Raw genomic sequence first — 23,300 nt, forward strand, 5'->3', positions numbered from 1 at the left:
GACAGCCAGAAACACATAGGAAAATCACATGAAGGTGGTCATTGTTGTTGCAGAACAAGTCTCACTGTTCGAGCTCGCCAGCGCTGTTGAGTTATTTGCCTTGCCGCGACCAGAGTTCGACAACTGGTACACCACCGAAGTAGTCGCATTCGGTAGCACAGCGTTTCCGGGCCTATGTGAGACCGGCTTTGTCTGTAAACAGGTTTCTGAGCTTCCGGAGTGTGACCTGCTGGTAATACCCAGTTTCCCGGTATCTGTGACCCAAGTTGACGCAGCACTCAGGCAAGCAGTGCTTCAGCACTACAACGGCGGAGGCCGTGTGATCAGTTTCTGTTCCGGTGCGTTTCTGCTGGCTGAGCTGGGGCTACTGAATGGCCGAATTGCAACTACACACTGGCGCTACGCCCAAACGTTTAAACAACGATTTCCACAGGTTACCTATCAGGAAGATATTCTGTATCACTACGATGGCGTCGTTGGCTGTTCAGCGGGCAGTGCCGCCGGATTGGATTTGGGTATTGAGGTGATCCGTCAGGATTATGGCTACCATGTCGCCAATACCGTCGCGCGCCGGTTGGTGCTGCCAGCCCATCGCAATGGCGGACAGTCTCAGTTTATAGAAAAGCCACTGCCGCAAACTAAATCGTCGGTGTCGCAGGCGCTGGACTGGGCTGTAAAACACTTGTCGCCGGAACTCACCATTGAGGACATTGCCAGCAAGGCCAGTATGACCCGACGTACCTTCGACAGGCATTTCAAAAAACACTATCACATGACCCCTCTGGAATGGCTGCAGGCCCGCAAGCTGGAAGTTGCTAAATCCTTGCTTGAAACCACCCAGCTTGGCCTTGAACACATTGCTGAGCGTGCAGGCTTCGACAATGCCATTACGTTGCGCTACAACTTTAAAAAATACCTGTCGATTTCGCCGAGCGAATACAAAGCTACGTTCGGGGCGTTTAAGAACGTATAGTCTTAAATCTAAGCAATTATTTTTCATTGCTTTGTGATGTTAAGATGGCGAGCAGCACAATCTCATAGCAGGTGTATTCATGGCAATTTTTCTGTTTCCGGTGTGGGCTGTTCTGGTCAGTATACTGGCCTACTTGTTTCCGGCGCTATTAACGCAGTTAAAGTCGTGGATAATCCCCCTGCTGGTGATGGTAATGTTGAGTATGGGCCTGACATTAACCTGGAAGGATTTCACCAGAATTGTGTCTTATCGCAACATCGTTATGGTCGGCGTTGCTATTCAGTTTCTGGTTATGCCGCTTGCGGCCTGGCTTATCTCTCTTTTACTTGGCCTGAGCAGTGAACTCATGACAGGCATGATGTTGGTGGGTGCCACTGCCGGCGGTACTGCCTCGAATGTGATGACCTACCTCGCCAGAGGCAATGTGGCGTTGTCAGTGAGTATGACGATGATTTCGACGCTGGTGGCAGTTTTTATGCTGCCTCTGCTTACCTGGCTCTATTTAGGCCAGAACATCGACGTCCCCGCGGCTTCCATGCTAACAATGCTGGTGAAGGTGATTGTTTTACCGGTATTGGCCGGCATGTTGTTTAATCATTTCTTTTCAGCACACCTGAAACGGCTTACCCCTTGGTTTTCACGCTTCTCTATTCTGGCAATTTTACTGATCGTAGCCATTGTTGTAGCGCTCAACAATCACAACCTGAGTGTTTTAGTATGGCCAGTGGTCTGCGCGGTTATGCTGCATAACCTTATTGGTATGGCATGCGGTTACCTGGCCGCCCGCAAATTGGGTTATGACAGCGTTATTGCCCGCACCGTCGCAATAGAGGTGGGGATGCAAAACTCTGGGTTGAGTGTAGCATTAGCACTCAAATACTTTTCCGCAACCAGTGCCCTTCCAGGCGCTTTGTTCAGTATTTGGCACAACCTGTCAGGCGCCATGTTTGCCAGCTATTGGGCTAGGAAAGACAAACCCTGACCACTTCACTTAATGGATTTATGCTAATAATTTGAAGAAACTGTTGTCGGTGAGCCCCGCCAATAAGCGATGCTTATGGCGTCGCTATTTGCCACTTTCTGCCGCTTAGTACCGCCCAAACCAGCCGCTTTTTTACCTGCTTTTCTTTACAAATCTCGCACACTATTTGGCCAACGAATATGCGACTTCTCTTACATGAATAGTCCTCAAATGGCGCTGAGTCCAGAAAATATAAGGGTCTCGCGTTTGTAAATTAACATTCATTTAACTTTACATGATAATCATTATCATTTACTTTCTCACCCGCACACACACTCCCATAAGGAACACTTATCATGTCTAAAATGGACAAATTCGGCTCGGGCGCATTGCTCACCACCTTAGCACTGTCGGTTTCATCCGCGTACGCAGACGAAAACAAGCAAGACGCAGCCGCAGAAAAAGAAAAGCAAGCCGTTGAATTAATCAAAATCCACGGCGTCAGAAACTCAATTTACAATGTGAAAAAATCAGGTGACGCCCGCCGTCTGGCAGACCTGGTTGACACGCCAGCCACCATCACCGTTCTAACCAAAGACCAAATCGAAGAAATGGGTCGCAGCGATCTGAAAGAAGTCCTGTCGACGCAAGCGGGTGTTACCCTGGGTACCGGTGAGAACGGTAACGCTTTTGGTGACCGCTACATTATCCGTGGTCACGAAGCCCGCTCTGACGTGTTCGTTGATGGCTTACGCGATCCGGGCATGAACACACGTGAAAGCTTTTCTGTAGAACAAATCGAAATCACCAAAGGCCCCAGCTCTACGTTTGCTGGCCGTGGCTCGTCTGGTGGTGCGATCAATAGCATCACGAAGAAAGCGAACCTGGGTTATGATTTTGGTCGTGTGGATGTTGGCTTTGGTACCGACAACTATTTGCGCGGCACAGTCGATGTTAACACACCACTTTCTGATAATTTCGCCACGCGCATTAACATCATGACATCGACTGAAGATGCGCCAAAGCGCGACGGTGCAGAGCGCGACCGTACCGGTATTTTATTATCCGGATTGTATGATGATCTGCATAAAACCAAAGTGTGGGCAGACGTTTATTACCTGAAAGCTGAAGACGTACCTGACCTGGGATCAACGGCAGTAGACGGCGTAATATTTGAAGATATTCCGGTGTATGCGCAAAAAGGCGACTTTCTGACTTCTGAGGCACTGTCGGGCACGGTACGCGTTGAATACGAAATCAATGACGACTGGAAAATCTACAACATTACCCGTTACGGTAAAACCGACAACGGTTATCTGGCTACCAGTGCTGGCGGGACAACCGGCTATGCCACTGAGGACGATGCCACCAACGGCACCAATGGTTACACCACTTTCACGTTTGGTACACACTCTAACTGGCAGGACGTCGAACACTTTGCAACCCAGTTAAACCTGTTCGGTAATGTCACTACCGGTGATATTGAGCACAAGCTGTTATTCAGTGCCGAATACGCCGATTACTCTGTATTGAACGGCCGCTATGCCGATACTGGTTCAGCGTCGGTCGCAAACTGTTGGGCTTCTGGCCGCGGCGGCGTTAGCAATACCTTCTGTGGCCTTGATGCCAGCGGTAGTGCGGTTGCAGGTCTGAATACTGTTATCGACCGCTCAGCAGCCTACGAAGGCGACTTTACCGCAGACTACAGCTACGAAGTCAGTGCTGTGTCAGTCATGGATACCATCCAGTTAACCGAAGAGTTAATGGTGTTCGCTGGTATTCGTATCGACTCCTATGACTACAGCAACAACACGAATGGCCGCGACGGCGAAACTCTATATGCCTTCGACGACACTCTGGTTAACGGCCACTTAGGTGTTGTGTATGAAGTCGTCGATGACATCAACCTTTACGCATCATACGGTACAGCGTCGAACATCAATGGCGGTGAGTCAGATGTGGGCGGAAACTGTGGTTACGGTGGTGTTTGTACCGATTCAGACGGCAACGCAGCTGCGGATCCTGAAAATGTACAAAACATCGAAATCGGTACAAAGATGTCACTGATCGATGAGTCGTTGTTCGTTCAGATTGCGGCATTCAAGCTGACTAAAGATGACGTTATGGAAGGTTCAGGCCGCGGCTACGACGTAACCGGTGCACTGAACACAGGTAAGAACGAAGTGACCGGTGTTGAGGTAGCGGTAAATGGTCAGGTAACAGAAAACCTGAGCATCCAGATCAACGGTGCCGTAATGGATTCTGAAATTTTAGAATCTGCGTCCAGCCCGGACAGCGTTGGTTTGCCGCTGGCCTTGTTCGCCAACAAGAGCTTCTACGCTCAGGCCCGTTATCAGTTGACGGAAGACTTCGCCTTCGGTGGTGACTTCACTTACAAAGACAAAATGACCGGCGGCCAGCCTGACACAGGTTCAAACGGCCCGGAAGTCCCGTCTTACAGCCTGGTTAACCTGTTTGCGCTGTACAACATGACAGAAGACCTGACGGTTCGTGTAAACCTTGGCAACGTATTCGACAAAGAATACTATACCTCCACTTACCGAGCGCCGAAGTTTATGTACATCGGTGACCGTCAGTCACTGCGCGCCAACGTTACTTACCAATTCTAAGGATTACCACATGGTCTTGATCGAGCAACTGCTAACCAAAGATGAAGTTAACGCTTTTCGTCAGCACCTCGATCAAGTACCGTGGCTGGATGGTAAGGGCACGGCCATGGGTATGTCTGCCAGCGTAAAAGACAACGCCCAGGCCGATGCCAACGACGACACAGTGAAACAACTGGCCAATGCGTTATTGGCCAAATACGGCGAGACACCCAAGCTGGTGTCTGCGGTATTACCGCAAAAAATCTTCCCTCCCTGTTTTAACCGCTACACAAACGGCGAAACCTATGGGTTTCACGTAGATGGCGCCATTATGCGCATCCCCAACTCCCCGGATGTATTGCGTTCCGATATGTCGATGACATTGTTCTTGTCAGAACCCGATGAATACGAAGGTGGCGAACTGGTTATTCAAACTGAGTTTGGCGAGCAGCGCGTAAAGCCTCAGGCTGGCGATGCGGTAACCTATCCGTCGAGTAGTCTGCACAAAGTCACACCAGTCACCAGCGGTGTTCGCATTGCAGCAATTACCTGGATGCAAAGCCTGGTGTCAGACACCCATATCCGGGAAATCCTGTACGAACTGGACCAGAACATTCAGCAACTGGCAAACAATGACAGCGTGGAGAGAGCACAGTTGGACAGTTTGCATCACGTCTATCACAACCTGATCCGCAAGCACGCGCAGCTGTAAAATCCCTGCCAGGCCTATTCACCTTTAGTCATGTTGTGCAGCGCTATTCTGGTATCGCAGCATAATATTGATTATGCTTGGTAAATTACCCATTTACTTCAGCTTTTCAGTATCTGACTTTGCCCATGGAAGCGTTGATCCCGTCGTTATCGACCTTAATTGAAATTGCCGTTGCCCCGGTGTTTTTACTGGCGGGTATAGCCGGTTTTCTGAATGTCATGTCAGGGCGATTGGGACGCATTACCGACCGTGTGCGCTCGGCAGAAAAAGAAATTGTCACAATATCCTCGGAACAGGAAAGCGGGCGACTGAAAACTGAAATAATTTTGCTATGGAAGCGGGTGAAGTTAATCAACTGGGCAATTGGCTTTTGTACCGCATCAGCATTTATGGTGTGCAGCGTGATCATGAGCCTGTTTGCCGGTGAGTTATGGCAGGTAAAGCTCAATGTCTTGGTCATCACCTTATTTATTCTGGCAATGTTGCTACTTATCTTTGCACTGCTACTCTTCTTACTGGAAGTAAAATTAGCCACAGCCACTATTCGCGTGATCCGAACCGTGCGGTAGAAACAACATGAGGGAATGCCGGGTGCCCACCAACAGACTTATTGCCGTATTCATTGCGCTGTTCACCCTGATTTGCAGTATGACACTGCAAGCCCAACAAGACTGCCCGAATTCCTCAGTATTCAATCCAAATACATTCTACACTGCGATTTACGCCCACGAACTGCAGCAACTTCAGCAAGCGCTGCCGGCTACCGAATGTATGACCCAAATGACACCGGAAGAAAAGCAGCAGTACGACGCCTTGCGTATTTACCTGTATTTGCAGGACGTTACTCTTTCCGCCCCCGCCGAGTCTGCACAGCGGCTGCTAACCCAGCTATCGGTAAACGACAATATTGCGCAACTGGCCCTATACACCCAGTTGCTAGCCAAGTACGCCCTGCGCACCGACGATGTTAAACAGGCGCTGGCACTCACACACCTGCTTACCAGTGAACTCCTGCCACAGTTATCGGGTAAACCGCTGGCCGACGCCCAACTCGCGGTCGCCGACATTCATTTTAGGATCGGTTTCTTTCAGTCGGTGCGTGACCTGCTCACCCCGTTACTGGTTCACGATGACAACAGCCTGGCGCTTCAAGCCGCTGTCCACTTGTGGCATACCCCTCGTGATGAAGCCCAACTGAGCGAGGTGCTGGCGCTGTTACGCAGCCCCAAAACGCAATCGGTGAGCCATTCCGTTCAGGCCCGCGCCACCTTTGTATTGGCGAAACAGGCAATCGAAGACAACCAGATTCAGGTTGCTACAGATTATGCAGAGCAGGCCCTCGCCCATGCCGAACAGGCTGGCAATAATGCGCTTATTCTTTCACTGCAACTCTATCTCGCTCAGCACGGCACTAACGCGCAGCGTGAATCAGCAATGACCAGGTTAAGCACGTTACCAATCAACGCGATGGCCAGCGCCGATCAGCTAACGCTGACCACGTTAAACGCCAATCGAGCAAATGAAAATGGCGACTGGCAGGCAGCGTCAGCGTTTTACGAACAGGCGCAGGCACTGAATCAAACCGTGTCACGTAACAAAGCGCTGGCACGGGAATATGCCAGCTTCCAATTAATTGAACAGGCCAAAGCGCTTGAGTCGGCAAGACAACAAACGGTACTACAAAACCTCAAGGTTGAAAAACAGTCGCAACAGCAGCTTATTTATTTGCTGGCTCTGGTATGTTCGTTACTCTGTCTGGCCATTCTGGTCCTGCTGTTTGTACGTAAACACAAAGACGCAAAGCGCTTCGAACACCTGGCGAACACCGACGGCCTAACCCAGGTGTTGAACCGCCGCGCCGTGCAGGAATACGCCGAGCAGGTACGTAACGAATTTGCTCAAACTAATAAGCCCTTTGTACTGGCACTGGCCGATATTGACCATTTCAAATCGGTGAATGACACCTACGGCCATGATGCCGGTGATATTGTGCTTACGACCTTCGCTGAGCGCGCAAAATTACTGATACGTCAGCACGACGCAGTAGGCCGGTGGGGCGGTGAAGAGTGGCTTTTTGTGCTGCCCGCAACCGAGCTTTCCGCCACCAATGGCTTGTTCGAACGACTTCGAAAGGCCGTCGCTGAAATCGACATTGGCACTCAAACCCTTAACGTCACGTTTAGTATGGGGGCGGTGCAGGCTGACGGACAAACCGACGTAACCAGCCTGATTAATCAAGCCGATGAACTGCTTTACAAAGCCAAGCGCAACGGCCGCGATCAGTTATGCACTAAGACCAGTTAACGCGCTCTTTTTCATGTTCTGTTAATGTTACTTAAAAGCTTTTTTCACAGTGCGTGACATAAGATGATCCCGAACGTTGAGATTGGAGACATCATTATGAAACGCATGGCTTGTTCACTTTCATTCGTAACACTGGCACTAACAGCGGCCAACGCTAGCGCAAATCAAATAACAGAAGACATGATCACTGACGCGCAGTTGCGCTGGGCTCAGGGCATTGTGTCCATTGGTGAGGCAAAACTGTCTGATCAAGACTACGCGGCCTACGCTGAGAAAATGATCAGCGAATTGTACGACTACGAAAAGTACGGCGTCCTGTTTAAGCCAACCAAAGCAAAATCAGACCAGTTTCGTGAAACTTTTGAGGAAGCCCATTCGTATTTCGTTACAGGCGTAGTAAATGAAGATAATGGCTTTGCCATTAATCCCTGGACCAATGTGCGTTTTGATAACCACGATATTCTGGTAATGGATGACATTGCTCTGGCTATGGGTAACTACTTTTTTACTACAATCAATAATGAAGAAGTGAAGGTTGAGTACACCTTTGGGTACCGACTGGACGAATCGGGCGATGTGAAGATAGTGCTGCATCACTCATCACTCCCTTTTAACGGGTAGCATTCAAACTGGCAGGCGCGGCGGCTTTTCAATGCCGTCGCCAGAATACCAAGTATGTATAAGAAAAAGCTTACGATATTCGCCATGGTCATGGCAACGCTGTTAGTTGCCACTTCAGCGCTGGTAGCCATATCGTCGTACACTACCCGCGCAAATCTGACACAAAATGCCATTGCACAGTCTTTGCTACAGGAGCACTTGTTGCTGTCCAGCGTGTCCTACCGTTTGTTTAAACAACTCACCGATGAGCTTATTTTTGGCAAGGGCGCTAATCAGGCGGAAGTCCGCAATAAGCGGAAAATCATTGAGTCCTCGCTACTGAAAATCAAAACGCTGGAAGCGCAACAACGCCTGGCGCTGGGGGAGCAGGTAACCAAAGGTTCGGTGGAAGATACCGAAGCTTTGGAACAATTGCTCGACAACATCATCAGCGATTTTCGTGTCATTATTGCCCAGTACAGCCAGGGTGACCTGAGCAAAGAGAGTCGAATTCAGTATTTACTCGAAGTCACCATAGACAACCAGTTTCGCGAGGCAATCAATGCGGCGGTGAATCGTCAGTCAAAGGTCGTCACCTATCTGGAGGCCAGGATTGATGCGACAAACCAATCTATTCTGGGTTACTCCATTCTGTTAGCTACGCTGTCTGTGCCCGTGGTCATTTACGGCTGTTACTGGTTACTCGGTATTTTATACCAACCTCTGCAATCAATTCGGCTGGGGGCAGAAGCAGTGGCAAAGGGCAACTACGATTATCGCATTCCTCGCGGCTTCGACCAGGAGTTTGACGATATCGCCAGTGCATTTAACACCATGGCCGACGCTTTAAATAACCAACAGCAACAAGAAAAGCAATATCAGCAACAATTGGAGTATGAAGTGGGGCAGCGCACCACGGCGTTAACCGAGGCGAACAATCAGCTTCGTCAAAACGAGTCTGCACGACGGGAGTTTCTGGCCGATATCAGCCATGAATTACGTACTCCCATTACCATTATTCGCGGAGAATCGCAGGTCACATTGCGGCAGAAGGCCGACAATGACACACTGCGGGAAACGCTGAGCATAGTGCTGGAGCAGTCGTTGGCGCTCAGTAAGCTGGTAGACGACTTACTGTTTATTGCGCGCACCGAAGCCGGTAAGTTGCGTATTGCGCCTGCCGCGCAAGACTTATCAACGTTTGTCTCCGATGTTGAGAAACGTGCCAGCAGCATGGTGACGGGGAAACCTGTCTATCTGACTGTAAGTGCAGAATTACAAGCGGAAACCGCGGTGTTTGACGATGAGCGAATTCGTCAGGTCCTGCTCATTTTACTCGACAATGCCATTGGACATTCACCAGACAAAGGTGAAATCGTCTTGTCAGTTTACGCAAACCCAGCAGCAATTCGTTTTACGGTGACTGATCAGGGCACCGGCATGGACGAGCAACACATCAAGCGCGTGTTTGAGCGATATTTCAGTGCGTCGGATTCACGTTCCGGCCAGGGTAACGGATTAGGATTAGCAATCGCCAAGGCAATTACCGATGCCCATCAGGGAACAATCAGCGCTCACAATGTCGAGCCTTCTGGCTGTTGTTTTACCGTCGAATTACCCAATACGAGGTCGTAAATGGCTACGCTGTTAATATTGGAAGATGAGCCTCAACTGGCCAGTTTTTTAACCCGTGGTTTAAATGCTGAGGGGCACCAGTGCCACCATGCCGCCACCCTAACTGAGATGGCCGACAAATTAAAATCGGTGTCACCGGATCTAGCTATCATCGACCGCATGATAGGCGCCGATGACAGCTTGTACAGCTTACCAACGTGGCGTAAACGCCACCCTGACTTGCTATTTCTGATGTTAACGGCGTTGGGCGATACCGAAGAGCGAATTGAAGGTCTGCGACACGGGGCCGATGACTATCTTGCCAAGCCGTTTGACTTCGACGAGCTGCTTGCCCGCATTGATGCGTTATTGAGAAGACGGCCTTCCAGTCAGTCCCAGACCGACAAAGTGCAATATCACCAGCTAACACTTGAGCCCGCAAAACAACGGGTGTGGTTACAAGCACAAGAACTTCAGCTCACCACACTGGAATTCCTGTTGCTTAAATTTTTTATAGAGCGCCCGGAAACCGTTTTGTCGCGAGAGCGGATCCTGAGTCAGGTATGGAGCACACAAAACGACCCGTTAACCAATGTTGTAGATGTCTATATCAATCGATTGCGCAAGAAGCTTGCTGAAAACGCCTCCCCCTCATCACCCGCAAAAACACCTGTCATTGAGACTATCCGCGGCAGGGGCTATCGTCTTATTCAACCCGCTGAATAACGGCGGACTACGTCGGCCGCCCCATAAAAAAGCCATTTTCCGCGCTAATTGAAAAGTAGTCACCCGGCCCGCCAGCACGCATGATCGGCTGTGCTTCTACCAGTTGAAACGCGCCGTCCTTTAAATGTGAATGGGCAATATGCACCGCTACTACCTGCCCAAATACAACCCAGGTATCCAACGGCTGTTGTGCGGTATTGGTAAGCTGCACTATTTGCGTTAATTTGCATTCCATCGACACCGGACTGGCCGCCACGAAGGGCACATTAACCTGGTGAGGTACTCCCTGTTCAAGTCCTGCTAATTCGAACTCGCTGACATCTTCTGCTACCGGCTTACTGGTATTATTCATGGCTTCAGCCAACGGCTGTGTCGCCATACTCCAGCAAAATTCGCCGGTTTCCTCGATGTTCTTCACGCTGTCCTTATAACCCACGCTGGCGAAGCCGATGATAGGCGGTGCGTTGTTGAATGCATTGAAAAAGCTGTAGGGCGCCAGGTTTGCTACACCGTTTAGGCTTTTAGAGGCTATCCAACCAATTGGGCGCGGCGCAATGATAGCTTTAAACGGGTCGTGAGGAAGTCCGTGGCCATTCGCCACCTGATAAGAATAAAACCGGTCTGACATCGTGTTTTCCTCTAGTGAACCCAGCCATCGAGGCAGTTGGTAGGCTCACCCAATTCGTTAATCTCGATAATGAAGTCATCAATGAATTCAGCTTGCTCAGGGTTGGTCTCTTTGGCTTGTTGAAGCCAGAACAGGGCATCGGGTTTATTACCCTGACACCCTAAATAGTTACCGTACCAGCGCTGGGCTTCAAATAGCCCTTCTTCGGCCGCTTGCTTAAACAGCGGCACACTCGCATCGCGATCCACTCTGGCTTTACCCTGTGCCAGCGCGAAGAGATTCTCGGCACTGGCTTCCTGTTGGTAAGCAAACTCATACAGCGTAACCGCCTTTTGATGATCTACCTGAATGTTGGGTAGATACACCATTTTCGCGTAATGGTAGCCGCCAGTACTTAAGCCATGCGCCAGTCCGACAATTTCTGCTGTACTCAAGGTTTTATAAGCTAACACCTGAGACCGAAAGAATGCCACGGCCTCCTGCTCGCTCACTGAACGGGCGCGCAAACCAAAAACCAAAGGCAGTGAAGTGAGTTCATCGACTGAAGGACCGACCAGATTTTGCTGCATGCCCGCAAACCACTGCTGTAAGCCTTCCGGGTTACATTCACCTATATCGCGAAGCGTGTCATTCATCACCTGCTCAACCATGGCGTTCGACTGTTCAGCATCGCCAAATTGCGCCTGCCATTGGTTGAACGTCATGCCGGTATGAATTCTGAGGTGGTAGTCGATAGCGGAATATTGTTGCGTGGTGTATGCAAAATCCACATCACATCGCAGAGACATTTCACTGAACAACGACTCAGTAAGCGCAAGACGCCCCACCAGCGCAGCGTATTTCCTGGCAACAGCATGTTGTTCCGATTCCGCTATCGCCCGTATTGGTACTAACAACCCAGCAATCAGCATTAAGGCAATGACCCCATTACTCATGCTGCACGTTAACCGACTCTCACTGTTATTCATTAATTGGCCTTGGCTAATTCATCCATCACTGCAAAGAGTACGTTTGCACCGACGCGAGAGACTTCTTTATCGTAAATATGTTCTACATTCACGCCTTCCTGACCACCGGCCAGATCGCTGATTGCGCGAATGATCACCCAGTCGACATCGTTGACGGTACACACCTGGCCAATTGCGGCTGACTCCATTTCAGTGACCTCAGCGTTGAATACCTCGCGGGTCCATTTGCGATATTCACGGTTATCTAAAAAGACTGAACCGGTTACGCCGTTGCCGCCTACATGTAATTTGGCTTGGCGCTGTTCAAGAATCATCTGTGCAGGCATGGCATTCATTGCTTTTTCCGCCGCGTCCAGCAGTCTGGCGCTGGCAGAGAAATACGCTGTATCCTGCGGTTTATCCATCCCGTCTTTTATGATCAACACTTCGTCAGGGTGAATAAAGGCAAACGGCTTGTAGTTCGGGTAATGTGGGTCTGCGGCCTTGCGTGCAGGCTGTTCCTGCATGAACTTCGCGTAGTATTCTGGTAATACTGACTGACCGGGATTAGCCGGGTCCGGATTGGCATACACACTTTCATCGTGATAGTACCAACGTGCCGGTACAATCACATCACCCGGTTGCCAGGCTGGATTAACTGCACCCGCAATGCCCATATACACCACTTGTTTCACCGGGAAATAATCCAGCGCCATCTGCATAGTCATCGACGCATTGGCAATGCTCATCCCGGTGGCAAACACTAAAATTGGCTGCTCATGATATTGCCCTAAGCGGTATTTAACGCCTTTGTAAGTCACCGTTGAGGTAATACTGGCATTCGGGTCTGCCTCAATGCGGCCTAATATACCTTCCATTTCTGGTGCATAGGCCACAACAACTGCTGTAAAGCCGTTTTCAGTATCTGTCACGTCAGCAAACTGCGGGCCATAAACAGGCGCGGTTGTTGACTGACACGCCGATATAACGAATACCATCACGCCCAGCCAAAGCACGCGTAAAGAACGGGAAGTTACTGCAACCATAAATGTCTCTTTCTAATTTAATTTTTGAGGAATGTGAAAAAGCGAACGGTTCTTTCTTTGCCACCTTAGAACCGTTATTGAGCCTAGCTTAACAGGTATACACAGAGCCTGTGAATTAGCATTACTCGTGACTCAATGTGCACTGGTCGAAAAAAATTTTCACTTTTTTACTTGAAAAGCCGTTGGCCGGTCACATATAGGAATTATCGGTGCTTAACAGTAAGGCCGATACAACCGCCGCCGAATTCGGGGCATAACTTTTTACATATTGCTTTATACAAGGATATGACTATGCGTACTATCGATCTATCTCCTCTTTACCGTTCATTCATTGGTTCTGACCACCTTGCATCATTAGTTGATGCTGCCAGCCGCGCGGAAAAACAAAGTTCTTATCCGCCCTACAACATTGAGTTGCTGGCTGAAGACAAATACCGAATTACTATGGCTATTGCCGGTTTTAGCAAAGATGACATCAACATTGTGGTGGAAGACAACACCCTGGTGATCAACAGCAACAAAACCGTCGATGCGAAAGACGCTCAGGAACGTAAATTCCTGCACAAAGGCATCTCTGAGCGCAACTTTGAACGTAAATTCCAATTGGGCGACCACGTAAAAGTACTTACCGCCGACCTGGAAAACGGCTTACTTCACGTCGATCTGGAAAGAGTGATCCCAGAAGCGAAGAAGCCTCGTAAAATTGAAATAGGCAGTCGATTATTCGATAACGAATAATCTACGACTCCCTGGTTTTCATGTGTTTCTCTCTTTAACGGCGCTTTAAGCGCCGTTTTTTTTTGCCTGAGTTAAGGCTTGATTTGAGACACTGGCGCTCCAGTGTCTCAGCTCGCTTTATTTAGCCATTAACTTTTCGGTCAGGTAGGTAAATTCCAGCGCAACCCGGCGTGCCGTTTCTTGCTGGTTTGCTGCAGCGGAGTGTCCACCATCAATGTTTTCGTAGTACAGGAAAGGCTTCCCTGACGCTTCAAACAGCTTGGCCATTTTACGCGCATGGCCGGGGTGCACCCTGTCATCTTTAGTTGAAGTCACAAAGAAGGGCTCCGGATACGCAGTTCCGGCATCGAAGTTATGGTATGGCGACATTGCTTCCAGCCATTCACGCTCTTCAGGCACATCGGGAGAACCATATTCGCCTACCCAGCTTGCACCCGCTAGCAATAAATGAAAACGCAGCATATCCAGCAGGGGGACCTGCACAATCACCGCATTCCAGAGATCAGGACGCTGCGTCAGCATCACACCCATTAACAAGCCGCCGTTTGAGCCGCCTTGTATGCCCAGATGCTCAGGCGACGTAAGTTTGTGGTCAATCAGCCATTCGCCCACAGCAATAAAGTCATCGTAGATAACCTGGCGTTTTGTTTTCAGGCCTGCCTGGTGCCACTTGGGTCCGAATTCACCGCCACCGCGAATATTGGCAAGCACAAATGCACCGCCTCGCTCCAGCCAGAGTTTGCCACGTAAACCGCTGTAGTTAGGACGCATAGAAATTTGGAAACCGCCGTAGCCGTACAATAAAGTCGGCGTTTTACCGTCGTGTTTAATGCCTTTCTTATGAATCACAAAGAAAGGGATCATGGTGCCGTCTTTGGATTCCACCTGCTTTTGCTCAACAACCAGATCGTCGGCATCAAACCAGCTGGGCAGGCTTTTAAGCGTAGTCACTTTGCCAGTCGATGCTGAGTAGCTCATTAGCGAGTCAGGCGTTAAAAAACCTTCATAATTAACAAACACGGTATCTTCATCAGGGTCGGCAAAAGACACCGACAGAGTGCCGTTTGCGGGCAGGTCCAGCTGCTTCGAGACCCAACCGCTTTGCCCTTTGGTAATGGCAAAGACTTTACCCACCACATTATCACTAAGGGTCATGAGGATTTGGCCCTTGGTCATAGAAACACCTTCAATGGCCTGGCGCGCATTCGGCTCAAACACCACTTCCGGTAACGTAGCCTGAGTAATCTCGCTGCTCACAACAAAAGGCATGGCTAACAGACTGCCGGTATTGTAGGTGGTGTCCACCCCATCTACCGTTACGGTCCAATCCTGTTTTACGGTAAAGAATAGCTGTTCTTCATACAAACCGACCAAATCAGACTGCGCTGGCAAAGGCAGCTGAACAACATCTGCGCCGGAAAAAATATAGTATTCACGAGTAAAGAAAGTGGGTGCGACTACCACCCCCTCGACCTTTGTGCCATCGTCCCTGTCCAGAGTAAAAGGGAAGGCGCCGACGTCGGTTTTATTCGCGGAGAACAGGGTTTCAGCCTCTTCCAATGGCGTTCCGCGGGTCCAGCGCTTTACTACCGACGGGTAACGGGATTCAGTGAGCGTGGAGCCGTCACCGCCCCAATCGGTTGTAACCAGCAACGTATTATAATCTATCCACTCCGCGCCGGATTTAGCTTCCGGCAGCGTGAAGCCATCATCCAGAAACTGCTTGGAGGACAGGTCAAACTCTCGCACGGTCACGGCATCTTTACCGCCATCGGACAAACTAACTAAACACTTGTAGTTCGAGATGTCTTTTGCGGTGTAACAATCTGCACCTTTGTACACCCAGTTTTTACCTTCTGCTTTAGCAAAGGCATCAAAATCGACAATGGTTTCCCATTCGGGTTGATCAGTGCCGTAACTTTCGAGTGTGGTTCTTCGCCACAAACCACGCACATTCGTCGCGTCCTGCCAGAAATTGTACACCTTGCCATTTCGAATACTGCCGTAGGGAATACGCTCTGATGCATTCACAATATCAAGCGCTTTTGCCTCCAAATCAGCGTAAACAGGATCAGCCTGCAGTTGTGCCAAAGTGCGGCTGTTTTGCCCTTTCACCCACGCCAGTGCCTGTTCGCCCTCAACCTCTTCCAACCAAAGGTAAGGGTCATCGGCTACCGCCTGACGCACCTCAGCAACAGGCTGTGTTGCTGGCGCTGTGTTTACGCTGGCATCTTGTGACGTGCAACCCAGTAAAGTCAGCAACACTATCGATGCTATCGATGACTTCCTTTTAAATTCCATTGTGTATTTCCTCATCCAGTGCGTTTAACCGCATCCTGTTATTCTTAACAAGCCGGTAGGCAGCCTGTTTATCTGTCGTATTTACCCCAACAAAAGCATACTACGTAATATTCGGTATGTACCTGTTTTACTAAAATAAGCCTGTGGGGTTGTAAAGTTCGCTGTGCATAAATAGAACGGAAGATTAGTCGCACCAGCCAGTCACTCAACACCGTAAACTGGTGCCTCTTCACAAAGGCTCTTATACTGCCCGATTTGCGACTTCACTGTTAAGGTTTGTTTCATGCCCGCATTCTTTCGAATCCTGCTTGGCACAATGTGCCTGCTCATTGTTTGCCTGGTATCGTCCACCACAAATGCCAGCACACCAGCTTATGCCCAGCCAGAAAAAGAACTCATGGTGCCGGTTGAAGGCGGGAAGGTCTATGTCAGACTCAATGGCTTGCAACACAAAGACGCCGTGCCTGTGATCTTCGTTCACGGCGGACCGGGCGGCACACACAACGGCTTTGCCGGTATGACTGAACTGGCTGATGACCGCATGGTCATCATGTACGACCAACTCGACAGTGGTAAGTCTGAACAACCCAATGACCCGGCAAACTGGCGGGTTGAACGGTTTGTGGAATCACTGGAAACCATTCGGCAGCACCTGAACATTGGCAAATGGCATGTTGTTGGACACAGTTGGGGTTCCGCGCTGGCGCTGGAATACACTGCGAAATACCCGCAGCATACGGTGTCGACTGTGTTGGGCGGTACTTTTATATCCACACCGCATTGGATTATGGACGCCAACCTGCTGGTAAAAGCAGCGCCCCAATTGGTTCAGGACACCCTTAGATTGTGCGAATCTTCTGAACCACCAGAAGGCGACGTCTGCAGCGCGGCATACACCAAGCTCTATTCCGCTTACTACACCCGGGGCACACCGAGCAAAGCCAGACTCGACTACTACGAAAACGTGGGCGGCAATGGCTTTAACCCGGTTATTTACAATGCCATGTGGGGCCCGAGTGAATTTTCCTCTACCGGTGTATTAAAAGCCTATGATGCAACCCACTTACTGGCCGAGATCAACCCGCTAACAACGCTGTTTATGATAGGTCAGTACGATTCAGCCCGCATCGATACCGTACAGGATTATCTGGCTTTAGCGCCTGGCGCAGAACTGGCGGTGGTGCCCGGCGGAGCCCATGGATTTTATGGCGATCGCCCGTTAATTACACTGGCTATTTTACGCAGTTGGCTAACCAGGAAAGACCCGGCTGCACAATAGGGGCTGTCGAACCGGTTTACTTTTCTGCAGGCAAAAAAAAGCAGGCTAGTGGATGAGAGCCTGCTGAAAGAGTCCTAGTAGAGTTAAGAGACTTCTATTAAGAACTACGTACAGGCTCAATGTACCCCAACCTCAAACCATTTGCAAATAATAATTATTATCATTTGCAAATAAGTGAGTATTTTTACTGTAATGCCTCAACCAAAGCATCGATAACCAATCGAACTTTGGGCGAAAGGTGCCGGGTAGACGGATAGATCGCCCAGATGCCTTCATCGGCAATCTGGTAGCCCGGCATAACCTCAACCAGCTCACCAGAGTCCAGATAAGGGTTAACGTAATAGTCTGGCAGTTGCGCAATGCCCAGGCCCTTTAACGCCGCATCAATAACAGCCACTCCACTGTTGCAGCGCATTCTCGCCTTAACACGTACCAGTTCTGGTTTACCCTGACGGGAAAACTTCCAGCTGTCCGACGTACCCAAGATACATTGGTGCTTTGCAAGCTCAGAGATACTGTGTGGCGTACCAAATCTGGCTAAATAGTCCGGCGACGCCGCCATGTGCCAGGCCCGGCTGCTCAGTCGCCTTGCTATATAGGAAGAGTCTTCCAACGTCCCCAGGCGAATGGCCAGGTCATAGCCATCGTGAATTAAATCCACCAGCTGATTGGTGAGATGCAGGTGAATTTCCAGTTCGGGATGCGCCTTGGCGATGTCGTTGATCACCGGTGCGATTATCCGTTCCCCGTAGGTAACTGGCGCTGTCATCATGAGTTTACCCGTGGGCTTTGCCTGCAAATCAGTGATCACGCGCTCTGCGGCGTTGAGCTCTTCTAGAATTGGCTGGCAGTGGCGATAAAACGTCTCACCGGTGTCCGTTAAGGCCACAACTCGCGTGGTGCGGTTTAGCAGCTTGCTACCCAGCCGGTTTTCCAGCTTCACTACCTGCCGGGAGACCTGAGCGGTCGACAAGCCCAGGCGTTTTGCCGCCGCCGAAAAGCTCTGCAATTCAGCCACAGCAACAAATTCGTTGATACCTTCCCAATTCGCCATGCCAGTATTATTACCATGTAGTAAAAGTGATTTACTAAATATACCTATTGTTACTCAAAATAACACAACTACACTATTAGGTGTTATTTGTTAAACCATTTTTACCAAGGAATAAATTTGCATGTCTGACGTGATCACTTGTAAAGCCGCGGTTGCCTGGGAAGCCGGCAAGCCTCTAACGATAGAAGATGTACAGGTAGCGCCGCCTAAAGCAGGCGAAGTACGCGTAAAACTGTTTGCAACCGGTGTATGTCACACCGATGCGTTTACCTTGTCAGGTGAAGATCCAGAAGGCATTTTTCCTGCCATTCTTGGCCACGAAGGCGGCGGCGTGGTGGAGTCAGTCGGCGAAGGCGTAACGTCACTTCAGGTTGGCGATCACGTGATCCCACTTTACACACCAGAATGTGGTGAGTGTAAGTTCTGTAAATCTGGTAAAACCAACCTGTGTCAAAAAATCCGTGCAACACAAGGCAAAGGCCTGATGCCAGACGGCACAACGCGCTTTTCAGTAAACGGCCAACCTATCTATCATTACATGGGCACCTCAACCTTTGCTGAATACACAGTATTGCCTGAAATCGCCGTAGCCAAAGTCAACAAAGACGCGCCGCTTGAGAAAATCTGCTTGTTGGGTTGTGGTGTTACCACCGGTATGGGTGCCGTGCAAAACACCGCAAAAGTAGAAGCGGGCAGTACCGTTGCTATTTTTGGACTGGGTGGCATTGGTCTGGCAGCCGTGATTGGTGCGCAGATGGCGGGGGCATCTCGCATTATCGGTGTTGACCTGAACACGGACAAATTCGAACTGGCTAAAAAGTTTGGTGCCACCGACTGTATTAACCCGAAAGATTTCGACAAGCCTATTCAGGACGTCATTGTTGAACTGACAGACGGTGGTGTTGATTACTCGTTCGAGTGTATCGGCAACGTCAATGTGATGCGTTCTGCTCTGGAATGCTGCCACAAAGGTTGGGGCGAGTCGGTTATCATCGGTGTAGCTGGAGCGGGTCAGGAAATCTCCACCCGTCCATTCCAACTGGTTACCGGTCGCGTATGGCGCGGCACTGCCTTTGGTGGCGTAAAAGGCCGTTCAGACTTACCACAGATTGTTGAAGACTACCTGGCAGGTAAATTCGAACTGGATGACTTCATTACCCACACCATGCCGCTTGAAAGCATCAACGAAGCGTTTGACCTGATGCATGAAGGCAAAAGCATTCGCAGCGTAATTCACTACAACAGTTAGTACTATGCGCCGCTATCACATTGACCCACACCCGATAGCGGCGTGTTTTTCCTGGAACTTGTTTATATGACCATAGAACACGTTAGCAGTAATAAGAGTTTTGGTGGATGGCACAAGCAATACTCCCATGCTTCCACGACGACGCATTGTGATATGCGTTTTGCCATTTACCTACCGCCGCAGTGCAGTAGTGGCGCCAAAGTCCCGGTTTTATACTGGCTGTCCGGCCTCACCTGCACAGACGAAAACTTCATGCAAAAAGCCGGCGCTCAGCGTATCGCTGCAGAGCTAGGGATTGCCATTGTAGCGCCTGACACCTCACCACGAGGAGAGAACGTTGCTAATGATGACGGCTACGATCTGGGACAAGGTGCTGGCTTCTACCTGAACGCGACACAGGCCCCCTGGTCTGCGCATTTCCACATGTATGATTATGTGGTGAATGAACTTCCGGCGTTAATTGAAGCCCACTTTCCGGTTACCCAACAACGCGCCATTAGCGGCCATTCCATGGGGGGCCACGGGGCACTGACTATTGCGCTGAAAAACCCGCAACTGTTCGCCAGCGCCAGTGCGTTCAGCCCGATTTGTCACCCCACCCAATGCCCGTGGGGGCGAAAAGCGTTTACCGCTTACCTCGGAGAAGACCAGAGCACCTGGCTGCAATACGACACCGTACACCTCATCTCACAAAACCGTGAGTCTGTACCTATGCTGGTAGATCAAGGTCTTGATGATAATTTCCTGAAAGAGCAGCTCATGCCGTCGGCATTGGCTGAAGCAGTGACGCAGACAGATTACCCGCTGGTGCTTCGCCAACACGAAGGCTACGATCACAGCTATTATTTCATTGCTTCCTTCATAGAAGACCATCTTCGTTTCCACGCCAAACAACTGGCTGAATAATACACTGTACACGTAGCGCGCTGATTGTGCGTTACGTGGACGGTTCCCCCGAATTTATCGGGTAATTCCTACTCTCCACCGAAACCTGCATCCACGCGCCTGAGTTAAGCGTATTATATGCAGTCCGATAAAATGAATGATCAAAGTAATGAATAACACACGTACTGCCCTTTTTAGCCTGATTGTCCTTTCTTCGCCTTCTGTTTTTGCGGATGGCCCCGACTTCGAGCGCATGGTGGTATATGGCCGTCAAAGTGATTTAATTGGTGATTCTATTTCCGCGTCAGAAGGCGTGATTGGCTATGGCGATATTGAAATCAGACCCATCGCCCGCGCCGGCGAAATCCTCGAATTTGTGCCAGGTATGGTAGTGACGCAACACAGTGGCTCAGGTAAAGCGAATCAATATTTCTTACGGGGGTTTAATTTAGACCACGGTACCGATTTCAGCATTCTGGTAGACGGCATGCCGGTTAACATGCGCAGCCATGGGCATGGACAGGGCTACAGCGACCTGAATTTTATTACGCCGGAATTTATCCAACGTATTGATTATCAGAAAGGGCCGTACCGGGCTATTCAGGGCGATTTTTCATTGGCTGGCAGTGCTAACTTCGCGCTAACCTCCAAATTCGAACAACCGTTTGTAAAATTTGAACTGGGTGAATACGGCTATCAGCGCGCCGTGGCGGCCACCAATTTTAGCCAAGACAACAGCAACCTGGCTGTTGGCGCAGAGTGGCAGGGTTATGACGGTCCCTGGACGGATATCAACGAGGATATCAACAAAAAGAATCTGCTTGTTCGCTATCAGCACACTAATGACGACAGCCTGCTGCGCGTTACTTTCATGGGCTATGACAACAGCTGGAATTCTGCAGACCAAATTCCGGCTCGCGCAGTTGCATCCGGACTCATTGACGAATTTGGTTCGCTGGATAACGGCCTGGGCGGCGACTCGTCCCGCTACAGCCTGTCAATGAACTGGCAGAACAGCCAATGGGTGGTGAACGCCTACAGCATTAAAAGTCAGTTAAACCTGTTCTCAAACTTTACCTACCTACTGGACAACCCCGAACAGGGAGACCAGTTTGAACAACTCGACGAGCGCATTCTCAGCGGCGGCTCGGTCACCTATATCCAGTCGACTAAAATCGGTAGTCTGCACGCACACCATATGGCCGGCGTTGAATACCGACAGGATGACATCAGTGATATTGGTCTGTTCAACACCGCAAATCGCGAACGACTTGGTACTGTGCGCCGGGACGATATTAACGAACAGTCTGTAGCTGCGTATTACGAACTCAACCTGGACATTACCGACAACCTGCCTGTGCATATCGGTGTGCGACACGACACGCTGTGGGCAGATGTAAACAGCGACCTCCCAGCCAACAGTGGCTCAGAACGGGATAGTCTGCTAAGTGTAAAAGGTGGCCTGAGCTACATTATTAACGATGCCTGGCAGGTCTATGCCAATGCCGGACAGTCCTTTCATTCCAATGACGTCCGGGGCGCTGTGATCAGTGTCGACCCGGTCACCCTGGAGCCGGCCACGCCGGTTGATTTACTGGTTCGCGGCGTGGGCAGTGAAGTCGGTATCCGGGTAGCCAAATACCGTTACTACAATGCGTCTTTCGCCGTTTGGCAGTTGCGTAACGATTCCGAGCTGGTCTTTGTAGGCGATGCGGGAAATACCGAGGCAAGTCGGGCGTCAAAACGGTGGGGCGCGGAATTCTCTGGTTACTACTGGTTTAACAGCAATCTGACTGCCGATGTTGAACTTGCCTGGACGCAAGGCCGGTTCACTCAGGACGAAGAGGGAGAAGGCAACTACATCGACGGTAGCGTGCCGTTCGTTGCCAGCCTGGGCCTGAACTGGCAGGCTACAGACACCATCAGAACCGGTCTCCGTGTGCGTCATTTCGGAAAGCGTACATTAGACAGCACGAAATCCCGCCAATCAGACACGTTCACGGTCGTAAACGCTAATCTGGCCTACGAACTGGACAACTGGAAGGCTGAACTCACCTTATTAAACCTGTTCGACAGCCGCGATCACGACATTGATTACTGGTACGCCAGTCGTTTATCTGGCGAACCTGAGGATGGCGTTGAAGACAACCATTACCACCCCATTGAACCCCGTGCCGTTCGCGCCGGGATCACTTACCGGTTTTAATGCAGCTAAAAATGTCGCTAGCCATACTGGCTAGCGACACAGCGACATAAAAACACTGGAGGTTGTGGGTCGTTCTTGCTGCCAGTTATTTCTCTTTATATCGCTGAAAACAACACATCAATGCCAACAAGCAACCCGACACCAATGAGAAAACAATATAAATTTGGATCTGTAAGTAAGCCTTTCACACGGAATTCGCTAGCGTGCTTAGTAAACACGGGTTTATGTGTAACCATGCTCTTCTCCATGACCTGTCAATGTTAACAATCTGTTACAATTCGATACTAGCCACGCTGAAATAGCACGCCAATTAGTCAATAGTTTAAATAGTCCATTGCGAGCCAACCAAAGAGAAAACGCTAGTTACCGCGCTAAATAACTGACATATCGCCTAAAACTATTAAAGTCGGAGAAAAGAAGAAGCCCTATTGCCGAAGTAACCTGTGAAAAAGAAAGTGATTTTGACTT

The 23,300-nt window shown here is 50.0% G+C and carries 19 protein-coding genes; 14 read left to right on the top strand and 5 right to left on the bottom strand.

The genetic code is table 11. The features are described 5' to 3' along the window. Positions 1 to 28: 28 nt before the first annotated feature. From BUB81_RS02200 to BUB81_RS02240, 9 genes are all read left to right on the top strand, one after another. Positions 29 to 973 carry a helix-turn-helix domain-containing protein gene (locus BUB81_RS02200; protein WP_073317526.1) on the top strand — a complete coding sequence of 315 codons (945 nt, stop codon included), beginning with the start codon at positions 29 to 31 and terminating at the stop codon, positions 971 to 973. Between the two features lie 79 nt (positions 974 to 1,052). After that, positions 1,053 to 1,955, top strand: a complete 903-nt coding sequence (locus BUB81_RS02205; protein WP_073317529.1) for a bile acid:sodium symporter family protein — start codon at positions 1,053 to 1,055, stop codon at positions 1,953 to 1,955. Positions 1,956 to 2,290: 335 nt separating this feature from the next. Next, positions 2,291 to 4,564, top strand: a complete 2,274-nt coding sequence (locus BUB81_RS02210; protein ID WP_073317531.1) for a TonB-dependent receptor — start codon at positions 2,291 to 2,293, stop codon at positions 4,562 to 4,564. A 10-nt stretch (positions 4,565 to 4,574) separates the two neighbouring features. After that, complete coding sequence (locus BUB81_RS02215; RefSeq protein ID WP_073317534.1) at positions 4,575 to 5,255, top strand: Fe2+-dependent dioxygenase; 681 nt, start codon at positions 4,575 to 4,577, stop codon at positions 5,253 to 5,255. Between the two features lie 125 nt (positions 5,256 to 5,380). Beyond that, positions 5,381 to 5,824, top strand: coding sequence for a DUF2721 domain-containing protein (locus BUB81_RS02220; protein WP_073317537.1), 444 nt, complete (start codon positions 5,381 to 5,383; stop codon positions 5,822 to 5,824). 22 nt (positions 5,825 to 5,846) lie between these two features. Then, positions 5,847 to 7,559, top strand: a complete 1,713-nt coding sequence (locus BUB81_RS02225) for a GGDEF domain-containing protein (RefSeq protein ID WP_073317540.1) — start codon at positions 5,847 to 5,849, stop codon at positions 7,557 to 7,559. 96 nt (positions 7,560 to 7,655) lie between these two features. Next, on the top strand, positions 7,656 to 8,180 hold the full coding sequence (locus BUB81_RS02230) for a hypothetical protein (RefSeq protein ID WP_073317544.1): 525 nt from the start codon (positions 7,656 to 7,658) through the stop codon (positions 8,178 to 8,180). A gap of 54 nt (positions 8,181 to 8,234) precedes the next feature. Then, complete coding sequence (locus tag BUB81_RS02235) at positions 8,235 to 9,794, top strand: sensor histidine kinase (RefSeq protein ID WP_073317547.1); 1,560 nt, start codon at positions 8,235 to 8,237, stop codon at positions 9,792 to 9,794. Beyond that, on the top strand, positions 9,795 to 10,499 hold the full coding sequence (locus BUB81_RS02240) for a response regulator transcription factor (RefSeq protein WP_073317550.1): 705 nt from the start codon (positions 9,795 to 9,797) through the stop codon (positions 10,497 to 10,499). A 7-nt stretch (positions 10,500 to 10,506) separates the two neighbouring features. On the opposite strand, the gene BUB81_RS02245 is transcribed toward BUB81_RS02240, so the two are convergent. From BUB81_RS02245 to BUB81_RS02255, 3 genes are read right to left on the bottom strand one after another with little or no spacing between them, the layout of a single operon-like run. After that, positions 10,507 to 11,127, bottom strand: coding sequence for a flavin reductase family protein (locus BUB81_RS02245; protein WP_073317553.1), 621 nt, complete (start codon positions 11,125 to 11,127; stop codon positions 10,507 to 10,509). An 11-nt stretch (positions 11,128 to 11,138) separates the two neighbouring features. Then, positions 11,139 to 12,095, bottom strand: a complete 957-nt coding sequence (locus BUB81_RS02250; RefSeq protein WP_073317556.1) for an SEL1-like repeat protein — start codon at positions 12,093 to 12,095, stop codon at positions 11,139 to 11,141. Continuing rightward, entirely contained in the window at positions 12,095 to 13,120 is a 1,026-nt protein-coding gene (locus tag BUB81_RS02255) for a 5'-methylthioadenosine/S-adenosylhomocysteine nucleosidase family protein (RefSeq protein ID WP_073317559.1), read from the bottom strand. The genes BUB81_RS02250 and BUB81_RS02255 overlap by 1 nt, the downstream gene beginning before the upstream one ends. A 291-nt stretch (positions 13,121 to 13,411) precedes the next feature. Between BUB81_RS02255 and BUB81_RS02260 the strand changes: the two genes are divergently transcribed. Then, positions 13,412 to 13,858 carry an Hsp20 family protein gene (locus BUB81_RS02260; RefSeq protein WP_073317562.1) on the top strand — a complete coding sequence of 149 codons (447 nt, stop codon included), beginning with the start codon at positions 13,412 to 13,414 and terminating at the stop codon, positions 13,856 to 13,858. A 117-nt stretch (positions 13,859 to 13,975) separates the two neighbouring features. Here the strand turns inward: BUB81_RS02260 and BUB81_RS02265 are convergent, their stop codons facing one another. Next, positions 13,976 to 16,159 carry a prolyl oligopeptidase family serine peptidase gene (locus BUB81_RS02265; protein ID WP_073317565.1) on the bottom strand — a complete coding sequence of 728 codons (2,184 nt, stop codon included), beginning with the start codon at positions 16,157 to 16,159 and terminating at the stop codon, positions 13,976 to 13,978. Between the two features lie 283 nt (positions 16,160 to 16,442). On the opposite strand from BUB81_RS02265, the gene BUB81_RS02270 reads away from it, so the two are divergent. Next, on the top strand, positions 16,443 to 17,438 hold the full coding sequence (locus BUB81_RS02270) for a proline iminopeptidase-family hydrolase (RefSeq protein ID WP_073317568.1): 996 nt from the start codon (positions 16,443 to 16,445) through the stop codon (positions 17,436 to 17,438). Between the two features lie 184 nt (positions 17,439 to 17,622). On the opposite strand, the gene BUB81_RS02275 is transcribed toward BUB81_RS02270, so the two are convergent. After that, positions 17,623 to 18,492: a LysR family transcriptional regulator gene (locus tag BUB81_RS02275; protein WP_073317571.1), complete on the bottom strand. Its 870-nt coding sequence runs from the start codon at positions 18,490 to 18,492 to the stop codon at positions 17,623 to 17,625. 121 nt (positions 18,493 to 18,613) lie between these two features. On the opposite strand from BUB81_RS02275, the gene BUB81_RS02280 reads away from it, so the two are divergent. The 3 genes from BUB81_RS02280 to BUB81_RS02290 all read left to right on the top strand — a co-directional run bounded on the left by BUB81_RS02280 (position 18,614) and on the right by BUB81_RS02290 (position 22,832). Continuing rightward, entirely contained in the window at positions 18,614 to 19,741 is a 1,128-nt protein-coding gene (locus tag BUB81_RS02280) for an S-(hydroxymethyl)glutathione dehydrogenase/class III alcohol dehydrogenase (RefSeq protein ID WP_073317574.1), read from the top strand. 66 nt (positions 19,742 to 19,807) lie between these two features. Continuing rightward, positions 19,808 to 20,647, top strand: coding sequence for an S-formylglutathione hydrolase (fghA, locus tag BUB81_RS02285; RefSeq protein WP_073317577.1), 840 nt, complete (start codon positions 19,808 to 19,810; stop codon positions 20,645 to 20,647). A gap of 148 nt (positions 20,648 to 20,795) precedes the next feature. Then, positions 20,796 to 22,832: a TonB-dependent receptor gene (locus tag BUB81_RS02290; protein ID WP_073318642.1), complete on the top strand. Its 2,037-nt coding sequence runs from the start codon at positions 20,796 to 20,798 to the stop codon at positions 22,830 to 22,832. The last annotated feature ends 468 nt before the right edge of the window (positions 22,833 to 23,300 follow it).

This window comes from Marisediminitalea aggregata, assembly GCF_900129565.1.
In the GTDB taxonomy this organism is placed as follows: domain Bacteria; phylum Pseudomonadota; class Gammaproteobacteria; order Enterobacterales; family Alteromonadaceae; genus Alteromonas; species Alteromonas aggregata.

Excerpts from the sequence above, each read along its gene's own strand:
- BUB81_RS02200 (WP_073317526.1), top strand. The coding sequence starts at position 29 with ATGAAGGTGGTCATTGTTGTTGCAGAACAAGTCTCACTGTTCGAGCTC.
- BUB81_RS02205 (WP_073317529.1), top strand. The coding sequence starts at position 1,053 with ATGGCAATTTTTCTGTTTCCGGTGTGGGCTGTTCTGGTCAGTATACTG.
- BUB81_RS02210 (WP_073317531.1), top strand. The coding sequence starts at position 2,291 with ATGTCTAAAATGGACAAATTCGGCTCGGGCGCATTGCTCACCACCTTA.
- BUB81_RS02215 (WP_073317534.1), top strand. The coding sequence starts at position 4,575 with ATGGTCTTGATCGAGCAACTGCTAACCAAAGATGAAGTTAACGCTTTT.
- BUB81_RS02220 (WP_073317537.1), top strand. The coding sequence starts at position 5,381 with ATGGAAGCGTTGATCCCGTCGTTATCGACCTTAATTGAAATTGCCGTT.
- BUB81_RS02230 (WP_073317544.1), top strand. The coding sequence starts at position 7,656 with ATGAAACGCATGGCTTGTTCACTTTCATTCGTAACACTGGCACTAACA.
- BUB81_RS02235 (WP_073317547.1), top strand. The coding sequence starts at position 8,235 with ATGTATAAGAAAAAGCTTACGATATTCGCCATGGTCATGGCAACGCTG.
- BUB81_RS02240 (WP_073317550.1), top strand. The coding sequence starts at position 9,795 with ATGGCTACGCTGTTAATATTGGAAGATGAGCCTCAACTGGCCAGTTTT.
- BUB81_RS02245 (WP_073317553.1), bottom strand. The coding sequence starts at position 11,127 with ATGTCAGACCGGTTTTATTCTTATCAGGTGGCGAATGGCCACGGACTT.
- BUB81_RS02250 (WP_073317556.1), bottom strand. The coding sequence starts at position 12,095 with ATGAATAACAGTGAGAGTCGGTTAACGTGCAGCATGAGTAATGGGGTC.
- BUB81_RS02255 (WP_073317559.1), bottom strand. The coding sequence starts at position 13,120 with ATGGTTGCAGTAACTTCCCGTTCTTTACGCGTGCTTTGGCTGGGCGTG.
- BUB81_RS02260 (WP_073317562.1), top strand. The coding sequence starts at position 13,412 with ATGCGTACTATCGATCTATCTCCTCTTTACCGTTCATTCATTGGTTCT.
- BUB81_RS02265 (WP_073317565.1), bottom strand. The coding sequence starts at position 16,159 with ATGGAATTTAAAAGGAAGTCATCGATAGCATCGATAGTGTTGCTGACT.
- BUB81_RS02270 (WP_073317568.1), top strand. The coding sequence starts at position 16,443 with ATGCCCGCATTCTTTCGAATCCTGCTTGGCACAATGTGCCTGCTCATT.
- BUB81_RS02275 (WP_073317571.1), bottom strand. The coding sequence starts at position 18,492 with ATGGCGAATTGGGAAGGTATCAACGAATTTGTTGCTGTGGCTGAATTG.
- BUB81_RS02280 (WP_073317574.1), top strand. The coding sequence starts at position 18,614 with ATGTCTGACGTGATCACTTGTAAAGCCGCGGTTGCCTGGGAAGCCGGC.
- fghA (WP_073317577.1), top strand. The coding sequence starts at position 19,808 with ATGACCATAGAACACGTTAGCAGTAATAAGAGTTTTGGTGGATGGCAC.
- BUB81_RS02290 (WP_073318642.1), top strand. The coding sequence starts at position 20,796 with ATGAATAACACACGTACTGCCCTTTTTAGCCTGATTGTCCTTTCTTCG.